Here is a 15,249-nt window from a genome sequence, read left to right as displayed (position 1 = left end):
AATCACGATAAACGGGAAAGACGGAACGCACGAAAAAGGCGCGGCCCTTGGGGCCGCGCCTTTCGGCATCACGTGTGTCTGAACGGGCTTAGCCGTTGATCGGCGCGATCTGGATCTCGACGCGACGGTTCTGGGCGCGGCCCTGCTCGGTGGCGTTGCTGGCGATCGGGGACGATTCGCCCTTGCCCTCGATGTAGAAGCGGCGCTGGTCGATGCCCTGATTGGCCAGGATGGTCGCAACCGACACGGCGCGACGCTGGCTGAGGCTCAGATTGTAGGCATCGTCGCCCTGGCTGTCAGTGTGGCCATACACGTCGACGATCGACTTGTCGTACTTCTTGAGCACGAGCGCGACCGAGACCAGCGTCGAGTTGAAGCCCGGGTTCACCGTCGACTGGTCGGTGGCAAAGGTGATGTTGGACGGCATGTTGAGAACGATGTTCTGGCCAACACGGGTCACCGAAACGCCGGTGCCCTGGAGCTGAGCGCGCAGCTCGGCTTCCTGCTGGTCCATGTAATTGCCGATGGCCGCGCCGGTGAGACCACCAACGCCAGCGCCGATCAGCGCGCCAATGCGCGGATCACCGCCAACAGCCGCACCCACCAGAGCACCAGCAATAGCACCGCCACCGGTGCCGATCAGCGCGCCGCCGGTAGTGTTGGAGAGTTGGCTCTGCCCGGTATAGGGATTGGTGGTGGTGCAGGCGGTCAGCGCCAGCGTCGCCGCGAGCGCGACCAGAATCTTCGACTTCATCAGATATCCCCCTGAGGATGGTTAATGGCCCCGTTGGTGACCATTGAATACGGCAGGACGGTGGTGAACGGAAGTGCCTGAACGGGTGATGAACGAATGATCTCAGGCGCTGGCCCAGCCGCCGTCGACCACGAATTGCTGGGCCGAGATCATGGCGCTGTCGTCGGCGGCGAGAAACAGGGCCATGCGGGCGACGTCGTCGGGGTAGACATGACCAGCCAGAGCCTGGTTGGCCTCGATCTGCTTGAGGGCGGCGGCGTCGAGCCAATGGCTGAGTTGCCGCTCGGTGAGGACCGCGCCGGGGATCAGCGAGTTGACGCGAATTCCTGATTTGCCGAGTTCACGGGCCATGGCGCGGGTGAGGCCGTGCGTGGCGGCCTTGGCCGTCTCGTAGATCGGAATCCGGGGCGTCATGACCATCCAACTGATCGAGCCGGTATTGATGATGGAACCGCGCCCGGCCGCGATCATGCCTGGCGCCACGGCCTGGATGGCGAAGAAGGCGTGCTTGAGGTTGACCGCCATGCGGTCGTCCCAATAGGCGAGCGTGACCTCGGCCCAGTCGTGCCGCTGGTCGTGGGCTGCATTGTTGACGAGCACCAGCGCGTCACCATGCGCCGCTGCGAAGCCGGCAATGGCTGACTGGTAGGCTGCGGTATCGGTAACGTCGCAAGGGGTGAACTTTACGACACGACCCGCGGCGGCCAGTTCCTCCGCCAGCCGGTTGCCGGCGTCGACGGCGATATCGACGAAGCCGACCCGGGCGCCTTGCGCCGCGAAATTGCGCACCAGCGATTCACCGATGCCAGAAGCGCCGCCCGAGATGATCACGGCGGTGTCGGCGAGGCTCGGATAGCGGGCGAACTCGGTCATGGCTTTGGTCCGGAGGTTGGCGGCTGCCAATGTCATTACCGCTCCAGCATCCGCCTCGCAAGTGATCTGATGTACGTACATCATTTCTGATTTGACTGATGATCTGTCACCAGTACGACATGCGCCCGGGCTAGGCAGGCGCACCACATCGCGAAGAGCCTCTCATGCCCTATCCCCAGCTCGCGCCTGCTCAGGCGATCGCCCTGCCCGTTCCGTCTCAGGATGTCCGCAACCAGATGCTGGCGTTGGATCGGACCGAGGCCAACCATGTCGATGCCATCGCGAAGCTGGCCTGCATGAACCGGGTCGAAGCGCCGCCGGCGCCGCACCTCGCTCGGCTGCAATTTCCGTTCACCACCGTGGCGTGGAATGTGGAGCGATGCCACGTGCTGGAGCCTTCAGCGGCGCTGCTGGCCGAGCAGAAGGCGGACCTGGTGCTGTTGTCAGAGATGGACAACGGCATGTCCCGAACCGGCCAGCGCCACACGACGCGCGAGGTCGCCGCGCATCTGGACATGGCTTACGCCTATGGGGTCGAGTTCCTGGAGCTCGAACTGGGCACCGGCGTGATGTTGCCCTATTGCAAGGACCCACAGAACGACAAGGGTTTCCATGGCAACGCGATCCTGGCGCGTACCGCCCTGCAAATGCCCACAATGCTACGCCTGCCGGACCAGTTGTTCTGGTTCAACCCACAGGCCAAGGCCGCACGCGTGGGGACGCGATGTGCGATCATGGCGGTGATCGCCACAGAGCAGGGTCCGCTTTGTGCTGTGTCAGTGCACCTCGAAAATCTCGGCGACACGGCGCACCGAGCCCGCCAGGTGGAAGCGATCCTGGACGCGATCGAAGAAACCTATGGCGAGATGCCCGTCATTTTGGGCGGCGACCTCAATACCGGGCTCGCCAATGGTGGAGACTTCGAGAAGGAAGAGCTTTTCGAACTCGCGCGGCAGCGCAGCTATGTCCGCCACAGCGGAGAGATCGATCAGATGACGACGCGACCGAGTCGGTTCAGCCAGAACCCACAGGGCCTGCGCTTCAAGCTCGACTGGTTCCTGACGCGCGGCGTTAGAGTCGGGCAGTCGAGCATCATTCCGTCGCTCGGGCCGGATAACGAAGTGCTGTCCGACCACGACATGATCCGCATCGAGATCGAGGGGCTCGAATAGGCGCTACATGCCCTCGACAGAGGCCATCATCTTGTGGGGCGTGACGTCACGAGCCTCAACCTCTTCGAGCAGGCGCATGACCTTATCGACATTGGCGATGTGACGCGTTTCCATGGAGAAATTGAGCGTCACATATTCGCGGCCGGGGCAGAAGGTGCAGATGTTGGTGGCGCTGTGCCAGGCGCCGCAATAGATCGGCTCGACCATGCCATTGGTCATGGGGCCATAGGTGCGATGTGGCGGCACCAGGGTCAGCACGACATGCATGCCGCCATTGAAACGCCAGAACCGTTTACCCGGCAGGAAAGGCAATAGCCGATTGGCGCTGCGCAGCGCCTTGAACATGGCGTTCATCGTCACCTGGAACTTGGTGATATCCTTCTGCTCGATCTGGGCAACGGTGTCGTCCACGGCGCGGACATACTCCACGAAGTCCTCGATGACGGTGAACTTGGCTTCGAGCGCGCGGACGCGGAAGAAGTCGTCGTCGGCGTCGTTCCTCTTGGTATCGAGCATGGTATAGGCCGCGCCGATCACCTTCTTGCTCATAGCCTTTTCCTCGCCCTCGCCATTGAGGGCGTGGGTTACCAGGGCAAAGAGCAGCGAGCGTTGTCTGACGCCGAGCTTGTTGGCGAGGAGGCGCAACCGGTGCCGCTTGATGGCCAGCGTGCTAAAGCCCCAGGGCTTCTCCTTGGGGGCCAGCAGATTGGCGATGGCGATATAGATGAACGCAGTCATGCCGCCGCGAAATGCGCTGTGCAGACGCGATGTCCAGGGCAGCTTGTTGGCCTTGTTCGACATGGTGCCATGGCCGGCCGACTGGGAGCGCGTCAGCAGCGCCGAATCTGAGCCTTCGAGCAGCGCATGGCTCGAGCGCACCTGGATGACTGAGGCGCGCCCTTCGGCGTCGGGTCCGTCCCGGCGCACCGCCACCATGACGCGGAATAGCGGCAGGTCCTCATGCGCAAAAATGTCTGATGACTTGCCGATCCATTTGTCCGGGTAGCCATCAAAGTCATCGACCACTTCCACCGAGGTAATGGCGTCGAGCACATGCTTAGGAAAGGGCTGGCCTGGCCGGGCGCCCATATAACCGTGGGTCAGTTGCGGCGCCAGCGCGACCATTTCGGCGACCAGATTGCCCAGGCCGTCCTTGTCGAAGGTGTTGCGCGAGAAAGCGGTGAAAAAGACGGTGTCTTTACCCGCATAGAGGAACCACTGGAAGTCGGTGAACAGCGCCGTAGGATCACGACTGACAGCCGCTCGCGCCAGAGCCAGGGTCTCGGCATTATCGCCAGCGAAACTGGTAGAAGAAAAACTCTTCACGACTTTCCCCTCGATGCCCAATTGAGGCTTTTTTGTGATGCTACCCGCAGAAGGTTACCTCGGCAACAACGGCGCGGATTGGCCGTTAATTCGTGAATACCGGCATGCTCACGAAGGAGAGAGGGCCTCGCCATGGGCGTGGTGCGAGGCTCTGACGCATTGGCAAAACCGGCTTTGCAGTTTAGAACGGCTCTCAAGTTGGCGCGCGAAGGGACGGCGCGAGAATGGCTTGGAGGCGTCGCGGCGAATTGACCTATGTCAATGTGCCGGGCGCAGGACTAGGCAAAGACTGCAGGCTGAAGCGGAGCGTTTTCCGCCGGCGGGCAGTGCGCAAAGGACGTTTCGATGGACTATCGCAGTATATTCGAGGACGCGGTTGATACGCTGCGGGCGGAGAAGCGTTATCGCGTGTTCGCCGACCTCGAGCGAGTCGCCGGCCACTTCCCCCGCGCCGTCTATCGCGATGACGCCGACAACCAGCGCGAGATCACCATCTGGTGCTCCAACGACTATCTGGGCATGGGCCAGCATCCCAATGTGATCGGGGCCATGCAGGACACGGCGGGCAAGCTCGGTGTCGGCTCGGGTGGTACGCGCAATATTTCGGGCACCAATCGCCCACTGGTCGAGTTGGAGCGCTCGCTCGCCGACCTGCACCGCAAGGAAGGCGCGCTGGTCTTTACGTCGGGCTTCGTGTCCAACGAAGCGGCCATCGCCACCATTGCCCGGCTGCTGCCCGATTGCGTGATTTTCTCGGACCAGCTCAACCACGCCTCGATGATTCAGGGCGTGCGTCAATCGGGCATGGAAAAGAAGATCTTCCGCCACAATGACGTCGCCCATCTGCGCGACCTGCTGGCCGCCACCGACCGCAAGCGCCCCAAGCTGATCTGCTTTGAGTCGGTTTATTCGATGGATGGCGACATCGCACCGATCAAGGAAATCTGCGACCTGGCATCGGAGTTCGGGGCGCTGACCTATATCGACGAAGTGCACGCAGTGGGCATGTATGGTCCGCGCGGCGGCGGTATCGCCGAGCGCGAAGGCCTGATGGATCGCATCGACATCGTCGAGGGCACGCTGGCCAAGGGTTTTGGCGTGATGGGGGGCTACATTGCCGCCAACAAGGCGATCGTGGATGCGGTGCGTTCCTACGCGCCCGAATTCATCTTCACCACCTCCCTGCCCCCGGCCCTCTGCGCCGCGGCCCGCGCCTCGATCGAGCACCTCAAAACCTCGACGCATGAGCGCATCATGCATCAGCGCCAGGCGCGGCTGACCAAGGCCATCCTGGCCGATGCCGGCCTGCCGGTCATGGAGACCGAGACGCATATCGTGCCGCTGCTGGTGGGCGATGCGCGCCAGTGCAAGGCAGCGAGCGACATGCTGCTCGAAAAGCACAATATCTACATCCAGCCCATCAACTACCCGACCGTGCCCAAGGGCACCGAGCGCCTGCGCATCACCCCGACGCCGCTACATACCGACGAGTCGATTTTCGCGCTGCGACACGCGCTAGTCAGTGTGTGGACGAGCCTCGAACTGCCGCGCGAGAAGGCGGATGCGAAGATTACGGCCAGCAAGCTGACTTCGGGCGACCTGACCCTGCCAACCGTCGGCGGTTAAGCCGACAGCCTTCAGGCTGTCGGAACAGACCTGCCTCGACCGTCATTCTGGTATCAAAACAGAATGGAGGGTGAGACCATGGCTGATGATCAACGCATCTTTGGCGGAACGGGCACGGACGTGTTCGCGGGCATTCCGGTCAGCAATTTCCGAGCGTCGCTGGACTGGTACCAGCGCCTGTTCGGCACCACGCCGAGCTTCTTTCCAAACGAGACCGAAGCGGTCTGGGCCATCGGCGATCATCGTTGGGTCTACATCATCGTCGACCCGGACCGCGCCGGAGGCGCGATCCAGACGATAATGTGCAGCGATCTCGAAGGGATTATCGAGCAGATTTCCGGCCGGGGCCTCACCTTCGGCGCGGAAGAAATACCCGGAGAGGGCGTGCGCAAGGTCATGTATTATGATCCCGACGGCAACGAAATCGGCCTCGGGCGCATCCCCGCTGGATAGTACCAGTCCGGCGCTCGGGACTTGACCCCCGCGCAGCGGGACCGCAACGTTACCGAGTTGCCGCTCGCGAAGGCGAGTGCGAAGACCACCGCGAGCGAGCTGACGCTGCCGACCTTTGGTGGCTCGTTCGCCAGAGCCGGCCTGTTGCCGGCGTGGTTTCGCCATGGGAGGACCCGATGGCAGACCGGCCTGCTACGCAACAGGACATGATCAAGCTGATCGGCTTGACCATCAAGAGCCGCCGTGTGCTTGACGCCATGGCCCACGTTCCGCGCGACTGGTTCGTGCCGGAAGCGCAACAGCATCTGGCCTATGCCGACCGCGCCGTGCCGCTGGGGGACGGGCAGACTATTTCCCAGCCGCTGGTGGTCGCGACGATGCTTGAGGCCATTGCACCGCAGCCCCACCATCGCCTGCTCGAAATCGGTACCGGCTCGGGTTACGTCGCCGCGCTGTTGGGCGAACTGGGCGCGCGGGTGGTGAGCATCGAGCGCAACCACAGGCTGGCCAATGATGCCCGGCAAAGGCTCAGGGCGCTAGGCCATGCCAATGTCAGGGTGATCGAGGGTGACGGCACACTGGGCTGGCCGGATGGGGCACCCTATGACGGGATCGTCGTATCGGCCTTCGGCCCGGCAGTCCCAGAAGCGCTGCGCCAGCAGTTGGCGTTGGGCGGACGGTTGGTGATGCCGGTGGGCAGCTCGCGGGGAGAGCAACAACTCCAGTGCATGACCCGCATCGGCGACATGGCGCTTGCCACCGAGGATCTTGGACCGGTGCTGTTCGTGCCGCTAATCGGCGCCGAGGGCTGGCCCGAGCAACCGGCCACTTGACGGTCTGAGGCACAAGCCACAAACGTTGTCCCATCATCCGCCCCCATCGGGGGTTCTTCATGCGAGCGGGACGCCCATGGTTGCCGACGGAACGCTCTACCTCAGGACCGCTATGGCAGACGACGTCCCTGCCATTCGTGATCTGGTCCGTGCGGCCTATGCCAGGTGGGTGCCACTGATCGGCCGCGAGCCCCGCCCGATGCTCGCGGACTATGCCCTCGCGGTGGTGGAGCACAGGATAGACCTGCTGTGCATGGACGAACGCGGCGTCGGGTTGATCGAGACCGTGCTGCATGACGATCACCTGTGGATCGAGAACGTGGCGGTCGATCCGGCCGAGCAAGGCCGGGGGTATGGGAGACGGTTATTGGAGCATGCCGAGCAGTTGGCCTTATCGGCCGGGCGCACGGAAATCCGGCTGCTAACCAATGCCGCCTTCGCGTCCAATGTCGCGCTATATGAGCGGGTCGGTTACGACACGTTCAAAAGCGAGCCGTTCATGGGTGGCGAGACGCTTTACATGCGCAAGGTCATAGCGGCGCAGCATGGCGGGGACTATCCCTTCACGTAGCCCAGGCCTTCGACGATCTTTCCATCTCGAACGCGCATGATGTTGACGCCCCGGACCTGATCTTCCTGGCGCGCGCTCCAGCGCAGCCGCCAGCGGATGATCCCCCGATCCTCGCCGACCCAGATATCCTCCGGTTCGAAGGCAAGATCGGCGTTGGACGCGATACCCTTCCAGAATGCGAGGCACGCCACCCGTCCTTCATAGCGCGCGCCATCCGGAGCGGGCGCCGTGTTCTCAAGCACGCAGCCCTCCCCAATCAGGTCGTCGAGGTCGTTGGGGCGATGGGTCTGAAATGCGCCGTTGAAGCGCTCGAGGAGCGTGCGAATAGCGTTGCAGTCTTCGGTCATGTCTTACCTCGTTGAGGTCGGTTGATTGGTGTCATCAGGAACCGGTGCTGGGGCGCAGCGGGCTGCCGCAGGCAGCGGCGCGGGTCATTCAGGCAAGGGCGCGGCTTGACCCGGCGACTTGGCATAGGCCAGTGCTTCAACGATCTTGCCTTCGCGGGCCCGCATCAGGCTGACACCGCGCACCGAGCCGCCGTCGGCGAAGTGATATCGCCATAGGACGTTGGCCCGGTCTCCCATTACGAAGGTGTCCTCCACCTCGAAGTGGTTCGCCCGGTCCAGGGCCATGGCCCTCCAGAACGACATGTTGACATCGTAGCCTTCGTAGCGCGTGCCGTTTGGCGCCGGCTGCATGGACTCCATGACGCAGTCGGGCGCGATGAGATCGTCGAGGAGCGCCGGATTGTGCTCCTGAAACGCCCGGTTGAAACGGTGCACGATTTCAAATGTGTCACGCGGCTGCATTCTTCACTCCATAGCCAGACAGGTCTGTCTATTGACGTTGTACAGACCTGTCTGTTAGGCGTCAAGCAATGAAAAGGACAGCTATGCCAGGCGATCCCGCGACCAGCGCCGCAAGGCTCCGCTTACTCGACACCGCAACGCGGCTCTTCTATGCGGAGGGCATCCATGCCGTGGGCATCGACCGCATCATCGCAGAAGCGGGCGTGGCAAAGGCCACATTCTACAATCACTTCCCGTCGAAAGATGACCTCGTCCTCGGCTACATCGAAGCTCAGGATCGGATAGGGCGGGAGGCCGTTGCGGCGCTGCCCAAGCAGGCGCCACGCCAGATGATCGCCGCTGTAATGGCACGCATCAGCGACGCCGTCGTCATGGGAGACTACCGGGGCTGCCCATTCCTCAATGCGGCGGCCGAGTATCCCGACCCGCAAAGCCCCGTGCGGCGGGCTATTGATGCTCGCCGCGCATGGTATCACGGCGTTCTGCAGCAATTGCTGACCGAGGACGGCGATCCCACGCCGTCTCTCACGGCCTCGTTGCTTGTGGCTCTTTCGGATGGCGTGCTCGAAAGCGCCTATCTGGACGACCCCAAAGCCACTGCTGGCCTGATTTCAGAGGGGTTGTCCCGGATCCTGGTTCGGCACTAGTCCGAGTTCAGCGAGGAGACCCGCTTCTAGTGCAAAGCGGGTCCAGAAGGGCCAACTAGCTCGTCAGCACGATCCGCATCAGGTCGGCGGTGTTGCGGGCGCCAAGCTTTTCCATGACGCGGGCGCGGTGGACTTCGATGGTGCGTGGGGAAATGCCCAATTCGCGGCCGGCTTCCTTATTGGATTGGCCGTTGGTGATGAGCTGCAGCACCTCGCGCTCGCGCGGGGTGAGCTGAGAGAAGCCGCGCACTTCGACCGGCCGGCGCCCGCCATGCATGGCGCCGAGATGCACATCGCGACGCAGGGCATCGCGGATGACAGTCAGGAAATGCTCGGTGTCGATCGGCTTGCTAATGACATCGGACGCACCCAGCTTCATGGCGGTGACGGCCGCTTCGATCTGCGGATGATCGGCAAGCATGAAAACCGGCGTGCCCGTCCGCATCGCCTTGATCCGGCGCAGAAGGCTGAGGCCGCTTTCCTCGCCCACGCGCAGGTTCAGTACGACAATATCGGGTCGTCGGCGCTCAAGGCTGACGATGAAGTGGCCAGCTTCCAGCGAGAACGTCGTCTGGAAGCCCTCGAGGCGGAACAATACGCTCAGCGCCTCGCAGGTGGCCGGATCACTATCGATTATATGGATCAGTCGGTCGCGGTTCAGAAATGAATGGTAGTAAATCTCTTCGCTCATGTTGCCCTCTGCCCAGTTGGCAAATTTCGCTCAATCGCGCTCACCGTCCCCTCGGGAAGGCTTCGCCATCGTGCAACCTGCCCAAGCAGTGCCGGCGACGCAGCCCCTTCGATGAATCGCTATGGTAGTTTGCGCTAAGTGTTCTTGCCGTCGAGACGGACAACCCTTATGGCTCACTACCAATACCATAGGCTTATTTGCCTATCATCGCCCTGTCAATGACTATTTTCCTAGGAATTGATGCAAAAAAGGCCAGTCCGAAGACTGGCCTACAATCCAGTGCGGGTTAACGCGGGCTGGCGCGGAGCGCGTCGCGAATTTCGGTGAGCAGAACTTCTTCCTTGGTCGGAGCCGGCGTCGTTTCGACGGGTTCCTTGGCGGCCTCACGCTTGAGCGAATTGATGCCCTTGACCACGAGGAAGAGCACGAAAGCGATGATGGTGAACTTCACCACGGCGTTGATGAACAGACCGACATTGAGGGTGGCGACACCGGCCGCCTTGGCGGCGGCGATGGACGGCACCGGGACATTGTCGGGGTTGGACAGCACAACAAACAGGTTGGAAAAGTCGATGCCGCCGATGATGAGACCAATGATCGGCATGAAGATATCGTCGACGATCGACGATACGATGGCGCCGAATGCAGCACCGATAATCACACCGATCGCGAGATCGATCATGTTGCCCTTGATAGCGAAGTCCCGGAATTCCTTGAACATAGTAAGCCTCATTAATATCGATACGCCCTGCCCGAGGCGGCCCGCGCGACCCGCGGATGTTAAGAATTCATTAGGTCAAACGTAAAAGCAATGGTCCTAGAGTTGGTCTTGCGCAGGTTTGATCACGGGCGGATAGTCCAACCCGCACTCAGACGGTCCCGGATCGAACGCCCATGCCGACCCATCACACCCATGCGAAGGCAAGCCTGAGAGAGGCGATCGACCATATCCCGCAGGGCATTGCGGTGTTCGATGCCGGGTTGCGGCTGGTCATGTCCAACGCGCGCTACAACAGTCTGCTCGACCTGCCGGGGGCACTGACGAAGGCGGGCACGCCCCTATTCGACATTGCGCTGTTCCTGGGGGATCGCGGCGATCTGGGCGCTGGTGATGCGGCACGGCTGGCCATCGAGCGGATCAACCTGCTCACGGCATCGCCCACCACGGTAACGCAGCGCATGGGCAATGCCGGCCAGACGCTGGAGTTTCATTCGAGCCGCCTGCCCGATGGCGGACTGGTCATCAGCTTTGCCGACGTGACGGCCCGGGTGAAGGCGGAACGCGAACTTGAGCGGGTGAACCAGACACTCGAAGGGCGAGTGCAGGAGCGCACGGCGGCGCTGACGCGGGTCAATTCCGAGCTCGAAAACGCGCGGGCCAAGGCCGACGCCGCCAATCACGACAAGACGCGCTTTCTGGCCGCTGCCAGCCATGACCTGCTGCAGCCGCTCAATGCGGCGCGGCTCTATACGTCGACGCTGATTGAGCGGGCCAAGCTGACGGGTCTCGCCGACCTCGCCAATTCCATCGAGGCGTCACTGACGGCGGTGGAAGACATCATGTCGGCGCTGCTCGATATTTCGCGGATCGACAGCGGAGCGCTGAAGCCGGCACCGGCTCCGGTTGCCGCTCGCGACCTGCTCAAGAAGATCGAGGTCGAATTCGGCCCGCTGGCGCGCGAGCGCAATATTTCGCTGCGCATCGTGGCGACAGATTCCACGGTGCTGGTCGATCGCACGCTGGTGGGCCGCATCGTGCAGAACCTGGTATCCAACGCAATCAAGTACACAGTACCCGGCGGCAAGGTGCTGGTGGGGTTCCGGCGCCGGGGCAGCCGCATGCGGCTCGATGTGATCGATACCGGCATCGGGTTCAACAAGGACCAACACCGGCTGCTGTTCGCCGAATTCTCGCGGCTCGAGCGCGGCGCCAGGATGGCCCAAGGACTGGGACTGGGCCTATCGATCGTGCAGCGCCTGGTGGCGGCGCTGGGGCTGACGCTGGAGCTCGATAGCCGAGAGGGACACGGATCGCGGTTCTCCCTGTTCCTGCCGGCTACCCGAACCATCCGCGCCGCACCCGAGACTGGGCAAGCGCCGGCGGAAGTGAGCTTCGGTACACTGGAACTCAAGGTGCTGTGCGTCGACAATGAACGCGCCATCCTCGAAGCGATGGAAGGCCTGCTGACGCATTGGGGATGCGACGTGCGGACGGCGCTATCGCTGAAGCAGATCGACCGCGAGCGCTTGCTGGAGGGTTGGTATCCGGACCTGGTGCTGATGGATTATCATCTCGACCAGACATCGGGGCTCGATGCCATCGAGTGGCTGCGGCACAATCTGGGCGGTCACCTGCCGGCGGCACTGGTCACGGCGGACCGGAGTCCGGCGGTTCGAACGCTGGCGGAGGACCGTGGTATCGCCGTGGTGACCAAGCCGGTCAAACCAGCCGCGCTGCGGGCGACGATCAGCGGGCTGGCCAATCAGGGCCGCAGCCCGACCAAGCGCGCCGGCTAGATGTCGAATCCACGGCTCCCCGTTCGACCAGCTTCCGGTAAAACCAGAACCGGAGAACACTACCATGAGATATCTGTGCCTCGTCTGTTTCGACAATACGCTGATCGACACGCTGCCGCCGGGCGAGTGGGCGCAACTGGTGCGGGAATCGCAAGAGTATGACCTGGAGCTGCAGCGCAGCGGCCATTTCATCGCGGCCGAGGCGCTGAAATCGCCTGACACGGCAACCACGGTGCGCATGCGGCAGGGCCGAATGAGCGCCACCGACGGTCCGTTTGTCGAGCTCAAGGAGCAGGTCGCGGGTTTCATTCTGATCGAGGCCGCAGACCTCAACGAAGCCATGCGCATCGGCGCCAATATTCCGCTGGCCAAAATCGGCTGCGTCGAGGTGCGGCCGGTACTATGACTCAGGAGGCCGTCAAGGCCATCGAGGCCGTCTACCGGGCCGAGGCGCCGCGCGTATTGGCGACCCTGATCCGCCTGTTGGGCGGCTTCGAGCGGGCCGAGGAAGCACTGCACGACGCCTGGCTGGCTGCGCTGGATAGTTGGCCGCGCAATGGCGTGCCCGCCAATCCGCGTGCCTGGCTGGTTTCGGCGGGGCGCTTCAAGGCGATCGACCGCATCCGTCGCGAAGTGCGCCTCGATGCGGCGACGGACCAGCTGGTGCAGCAAATCGAACTGGCCGCCCTGCCCGAGGATGAGGATGCGCCCGATATCGCCGACGACCAGCTGCGGCTGATCTTTACCTGTTGCCACCCTGCCCTTTCGCCCGATGCGCAGGTAGCGCTGACCTTGCGGGAGATTTGCGGGCTGACGACCGAGGAAATCGCCGCGGCGTATCTCAGCAAGCCGGTGACAATCGCCCAGCGCATCGTGCGGGCCAAGGCCAAGATCCGGGATGCGGGCATTCCCTATGCCGTGCCGGAACCGGCGGAGCTGCCGGACCGGATCGAGACGGTACTGCAGGTGATCTATCTGGTGTTCAACGAAGGATACCTGTCTTCGTCGGACGGACCGGCGCTGCGCACCGACCTGTGCGCCGAGGCGATCCGGCTGGCGCGCCTGCTCGATACGCTGATCGACGAGCCGGAAGTGCGTGGCCTGCTGGCGCTGATGCTGCTGCATGATGCGCGGCGGGCAGCGCGGGTGGTCGATGGCGATATCGTACCGCTGGACGAGCAGGATCGCGCACTCTGGGACCAAGGGCAGATCGCTGAGGGACAGGCGCTGGTGCGCAAAGTGCTGGCGGGGCGGTTCAGCATCTATTCGCTCCAGGCGGCAATCGCCGGAGCGCATGCGGATATGCCGACGGACTGGGACCGGATCGTCGTGTTCTATGATCTGCTGTTGCGGCTCGATCCATCGCCGATCGTGCAGCTCAATCGCGCCGTAGCGGTTGCCATGCACGACGGGCCCGACGCCGGTTTGGTGCTGATCGACGCGCTGGCGGGGGAACTTGCCGATTATCGGTTGTTCCACGCCGCGCGGGCCGATCTGCTGCGGCGGCTCGGACGGGTGGATGAGGCCAGGACCGCCTACCACGCAGCGCTGGTGTTGACCGTTTTGCCGGCGGAGCGGCGCTATATCGAGCGAAGGCTGCGCGAGCTCTAGGCTGGAGCGACGAAGAGGCCGGCCTTGCGGCGTTCGAGGGCCCACCAATAGATGCCGCCGCGGGCGATGAACCAGCAATGCAGAGCCGCCCATAGGCCCCAATTACCGAAGACAGGCTGCAGGGCCAGAGCGGCGGCGAGGAACACAATCAGAGACACGACCATGCCATTGCGCATCGTCGTATTGAGCGTGGTGCCCACCAGGATGCCGTCGAAGACGAAGGCCGGCATGAAGGTAACGGTGCAGAGCGCGGCGATGGGCAGGTAGGTCAGCGCGTAGGCCTGCACCTCGACATTGGTGGTCATCAGGCCGATGACCAAGGGGCCGCTGAAGTACCAGGCCAGGCCCAGAGTCAGCGTCAGAATCAGGCCCCAGAGGAAGCTCAGGCCGTAGGCCTGGTCGAAAGCCGGGCGCCAGTTTGCGCCCACGGCCTTGCCCGTGAGCTGCTCGGCGGCCTGGGCGATGCCGTCGAGAAAGTAGGCGACGATCATCAGGAGGTTAAGCAGGACAGCATTGGCTGACAGAGCCACTTCGCCCATGCGCGAGCCTTGGGCGGCGAACCAGGCATAGGCGCCCATCAGAGCCGCCGAGCGGATCATCAGATCGCGGCTCAGGCCGAACATGCGCTGGAGCGCGGCAGCGTCCATCAGCTCGCCGGGAGCGATCCTGTGGAGCACCGCGCTGAGGCCACCGTAGTGGCGCAGCAGCAGGCCCAAGCCGACAAGTGCGGCCACCGCCTGCCCGATGACCGTGGCAATCGCCGCTCCGGGAACGCCCCAGCCGAGGCCATGCACGAACCAGATGGACAGCACGATATCGAAGCCATGCAGCAGCAATTGCAACGCCATGCCCGTCTTGGCCGAGGCGCGCCCATAGAACCAGCCCAGCAAGGCATAGTTGACCAACGAGAATGGGGCCGACCAGATGCGATACTGGAAGTAGTCGGCGAGAGCGGCTGAGGCGCCGGCCTCGGGCGCCAGCAGACTGGTCGCCAGCCAAAGGATGGGTCCACCCAGGGCAATCATCAGCAGGCCGATGCCGACCCCCAGAACGATGGCGCGGCTGACATGCAGCAGGCCGTCGCGCGGGTCCCTGGCACCAACGGATTGCGCCACGAGGCCCGCCGTACCAATGCGCAGAAAATAGGCCAGCGAGAAAATGATATCGAAGAGCAGCGCGCCCAGCACCAGGCCGCCGAGCATGCCAGCGTCACCCAACCGGCCAATGACGGTAATATCGACCAGGCCGACCAGCGGTTCGGTTATGAAGGCCACGGAGGCCGGAAGTGCGATCTTCCACACATCGGCGTGGCGCACATCAAAGGGATGCTGGGGGCGTGGGGACGTCATGGTGGGGACCGGATTCG

17 protein-coding genes are annotated in these 15,249 nt (G+C 63.2%); 9 read left to right on the top strand and 8 right to left on the bottom strand.

The features are described 5' to 3' along the window. Positions 1-88 precede the first annotated feature (88 nt). The gene (locus MF606_RS03350; protein ID WP_240233771.1) at positions 89-757 is read right to left on the bottom strand and encodes a YiaD family glycine zipper/OmpA-like lipoprotein; all 669 of its coding nucleotides are present in this window, start codon (positions 755-757) and stop codon (positions 89-91) included. Between the two features lie 99 nt (positions 758-856). Next, positions 857-1,663 (bottom strand): SDR family NAD(P)-dependent oxidoreductase, encoded by an 807-nt coding sequence (locus tag MF606_RS03345; RefSeq protein ID WP_240232245.1) that lies wholly within the window; start codon positions 1,661-1,663, stop codon positions 857-859. Positions 1,664-1,791: 128 nt separating this feature from the next. Here MF606_RS03345 and MF606_RS03340 point away from each other — a divergent pair, with 128 nt between their 5' ends. Continuing rightward, on the top strand, positions 1,792-2,799 hold the full coding sequence (locus MF606_RS03340; RefSeq protein WP_240232244.1) for an endonuclease/exonuclease/phosphatase family protein: 1,008 nt from the start codon (positions 1,792-1,794) through the stop codon (positions 2,797-2,799). Positions 2,800-2,802: 3 nt separating this feature from the next. Here MF606_RS03340 and MF606_RS03335 read toward each other — a convergent pair whose 3' ends face one another. Continuing rightward, entirely contained in the window at positions 2,803-4,125 is a 1,323-nt protein-coding gene (locus tag MF606_RS03335; protein ID WP_240232243.1) for a hypothetical protein, read from the bottom strand. Between the two features lie 345 nt (positions 4,126-4,470). On the opposite strand from MF606_RS03335, the gene hemA reads away from it, so the two are divergent. The 4 genes from hemA (at position 4,471) to MF606_RS03315 (ending at position 7,608) form a co-directional block, all read left to right on the top strand. Then, positions 4,471-5,751, top strand: a complete 1,281-nt coding sequence (hemA, locus tag MF606_RS03330; RefSeq protein WP_240232242.1) for a 5-aminolevulinate synthase — start codon at positions 4,471-4,473, stop codon at positions 5,749-5,751. Positions 5,752-5,829: 78 nt separating this feature from the next. Continuing rightward, entirely contained in the window at positions 5,830-6,204 is a 375-nt protein-coding gene (locus MF606_RS03325; RefSeq protein WP_240232241.1) for a VOC family protein, read from the top strand. Between the two features lie 176 nt (positions 6,205-6,380). Then, a complete protein-coding gene (locus MF606_RS03320; protein WP_240232240.1) occupies positions 6,381-7,037 on the top strand; it encodes a protein-L-isoaspartate(D-aspartate) O-methyltransferase in 657 nt (218 codons plus the stop codon). A gap of 112 nt (positions 7,038-7,149) precedes the next feature. Then, positions 7,150-7,608, top strand: coding sequence for a GNAT family N-acetyltransferase (locus MF606_RS03315; RefSeq protein WP_240232239.1), 459 nt, complete (start codon positions 7,150-7,152; stop codon positions 7,606-7,608). On the opposite strand, the gene MF606_RS03310 is transcribed toward MF606_RS03315, so the two are convergent. Both MF606_RS03310 and MF606_RS03305 read right to left on the bottom strand, forming a co-directional pair. Beyond that, entirely contained in the window at positions 7,593-7,955 is a 363-nt protein-coding gene (locus tag MF606_RS03310; RefSeq protein ID WP_240232238.1) for a nuclear transport factor 2 family protein, read from the bottom strand. The genes MF606_RS03315 and MF606_RS03310 overlap by 16 nt on opposite strands. A gap of 84 nt (positions 7,956-8,039) precedes the next feature. Next, complete coding sequence (locus MF606_RS03305) at positions 8,040-8,417, bottom strand: nuclear transport factor 2 family protein (protein ID WP_240232237.1); 378 nt, start codon at positions 8,415-8,417, stop codon at positions 8,040-8,042. Positions 8,418-8,485: 68 nt separating this feature from the next. Here MF606_RS03305 and MF606_RS03300 point away from each other — a divergent pair, with 68 nt between their 5' ends. After that, a complete protein-coding gene (locus MF606_RS03300) occupies positions 8,486-9,064 on the top strand; it encodes a TetR/AcrR family transcriptional regulator (RefSeq protein ID WP_240232236.1) in 579 nt (192 codons plus the stop codon). A 55-nt stretch (positions 9,065-9,119) separates the two neighbouring features. On the opposite strand, the gene MF606_RS03295 is transcribed toward MF606_RS03300, so the two are convergent. Continuing rightward, on the bottom strand, positions 9,120-9,755 hold the full coding sequence (locus tag MF606_RS03295; RefSeq protein WP_240232235.1) for a response regulator transcription factor: 636 nt from the start codon (positions 9,753-9,755) through the stop codon (positions 9,120-9,122). A 286-nt stretch (positions 9,756-10,041) separates the two neighbouring features. Continuing rightward, on the bottom strand, positions 10,042-10,476 hold the full coding sequence (gene mscL / locus MF606_RS03290) for a large conductance mechanosensitive channel protein MscL (protein WP_240232234.1): 435 nt from the start codon (positions 10,474-10,476) through the stop codon (positions 10,042-10,044). A gap of 173 nt (positions 10,477-10,649) precedes the next feature. Here mscL and MF606_RS03285 point away from each other — a divergent pair, with 173 nt between their 5' ends. The 3 genes from MF606_RS03285 to MF606_RS03275 all read left to right on the top strand — a co-directional run bounded on the left by MF606_RS03285 (position 10,650) and on the right by MF606_RS03275 (position 13,883). Further along, positions 10,650-12,272, top strand: coding sequence for an ATP-binding response regulator (locus tag MF606_RS03285; RefSeq protein WP_240232233.1), 1,623 nt, complete (start codon positions 10,650-10,652; stop codon positions 12,270-12,272). Positions 12,273-12,336: 64 nt separating this feature from the next. Beyond that, positions 12,337-12,678: a YciI family protein gene (locus MF606_RS03280; protein ID WP_240232232.1), complete on the top strand. Its 342-nt coding sequence runs from the start codon at positions 12,337-12,339 to the stop codon at positions 12,676-12,678. Beyond that, a complete protein-coding gene (locus MF606_RS03275) occupies positions 12,675-13,883 on the top strand; it encodes an RNA polymerase sigma factor (RefSeq protein WP_240232231.1) in 1,209 nt (402 codons plus the stop codon). The genes MF606_RS03280 and MF606_RS03275 overlap by 4 nt, the downstream gene beginning before the upstream one ends. On the opposite strand, the gene MF606_RS03270 is transcribed toward MF606_RS03275, so the two are convergent. Next, positions 13,880-15,232, bottom strand: coding sequence for an MATE family efflux transporter (locus tag MF606_RS03270; RefSeq protein ID WP_240232230.1), 1,353 nt, complete (start codon positions 15,230-15,232; stop codon positions 13,880-13,882). The two genes, MF606_RS03275 and MF606_RS03270, sit on opposite strands and share 4 nt — an antisense overlap. Positions 15,233-15,249 lie beyond the last annotated feature (17 nt).

Source organism: Devosia lacusdianchii, assembly GCF_022429625.1.
Classification (GTDB): Bacteria; Pseudomonadota; Alphaproteobacteria; order Rhizobiales; family Devosiaceae; genus Devosia; species Devosia lacusdianchii.
The sequence above is the reverse complement of the archived record's forward strand: the minus strand, read 5'-3'. Positions and strand labels throughout refer to the sequence as shown.

What these genes read in the sequence shown, in the direction of transcription:
- MF606_RS03345 (WP_240232245.1), bottom strand. Translation starts at nt 1,663, where the DNA reads ATGACATTGGCAGCCGCCAACCTCCGGACCAAAGCCATGACCGAGTTC.
- MF606_RS03340 (WP_240232244.1), top strand. Translation starts at nt 1,792, where the DNA reads ATGCCCTATCCCCAGCTCGCGCCTGCTCAGGCGATCGCCCTGCCCGTT.
- hemA (WP_240232242.1), top strand. Translation starts at nt 4,471, where the DNA reads ATGGACTATCGCAGTATATTCGAGGACGCGGTTGATACGCTGCGGGCG.
- MF606_RS03325 (WP_240232241.1), top strand. Translation starts at nt 5,830, where the DNA reads ATGGCTGATGATCAACGCATCTTTGGCGGAACGGGCACGGACGTGTTC.
- MF606_RS03320 (WP_240232240.1), top strand. Translation starts at nt 6,381, where the DNA reads ATGGCAGACCGGCCTGCTACGCAACAGGACATGATCAAGCTGATCGGC.
- MF606_RS03315 (WP_240232239.1), top strand. Translation starts at nt 7,150, where the DNA reads ATGGCAGACGACGTCCCTGCCATTCGTGATCTGGTCCGTGCGGCCTAT.
- MF606_RS03310 (WP_240232238.1), bottom strand. Translation starts at nt 7,955, where the DNA reads ATGACCGAAGACTGCAACGCTATTCGCACGCTCCTCGAGCGCTTCAAC.
- MF606_RS03305 (WP_240232237.1), bottom strand. Translation starts at nt 8,417, where the DNA reads ATGCAGCCGCGTGACACATTTGAAATCGTGCACCGTTTCAACCGGGCG.
- MF606_RS03300 (WP_240232236.1), top strand. Translation starts at nt 8,486, where the DNA reads ATGAAAAGGACAGCTATGCCAGGCGATCCCGCGACCAGCGCCGCAAGG.
- MF606_RS03295 (WP_240232235.1), bottom strand. Translation starts at nt 9,755, where the DNA reads ATGAGCGAAGAGATTTACTACCATTCATTTCTGAACCGCGACCGACTG.
- mscL (WP_240232234.1), bottom strand. Translation starts at nt 10,476, where the DNA reads ATGTTCAAGGAATTCCGGGACTTCGCTATCAAGGGCAACATGATCGAT.
- MF606_RS03285 (WP_240232233.1), top strand. Translation starts at nt 10,650, where the DNA reads ATGCCGACCCATCACACCCATGCGAAGGCAAGCCTGAGAGAGGCGATC.
- MF606_RS03280 (WP_240232232.1), top strand. Translation starts at nt 12,337, where the DNA reads ATGAGATATCTGTGCCTCGTCTGTTTCGACAATACGCTGATCGACACG.
- MF606_RS03275 (WP_240232231.1), top strand. Translation starts at nt 12,675, where the DNA reads ATGACTCAGGAGGCCGTCAAGGCCATCGAGGCCGTCTACCGGGCCGAG.
- MF606_RS03270 (WP_240232230.1), bottom strand. Translation starts at nt 15,232, where the DNA reads ATGACGTCCCCACGCCCCCAGCATCCCTTTGATGTGCGCCACGCCGAT.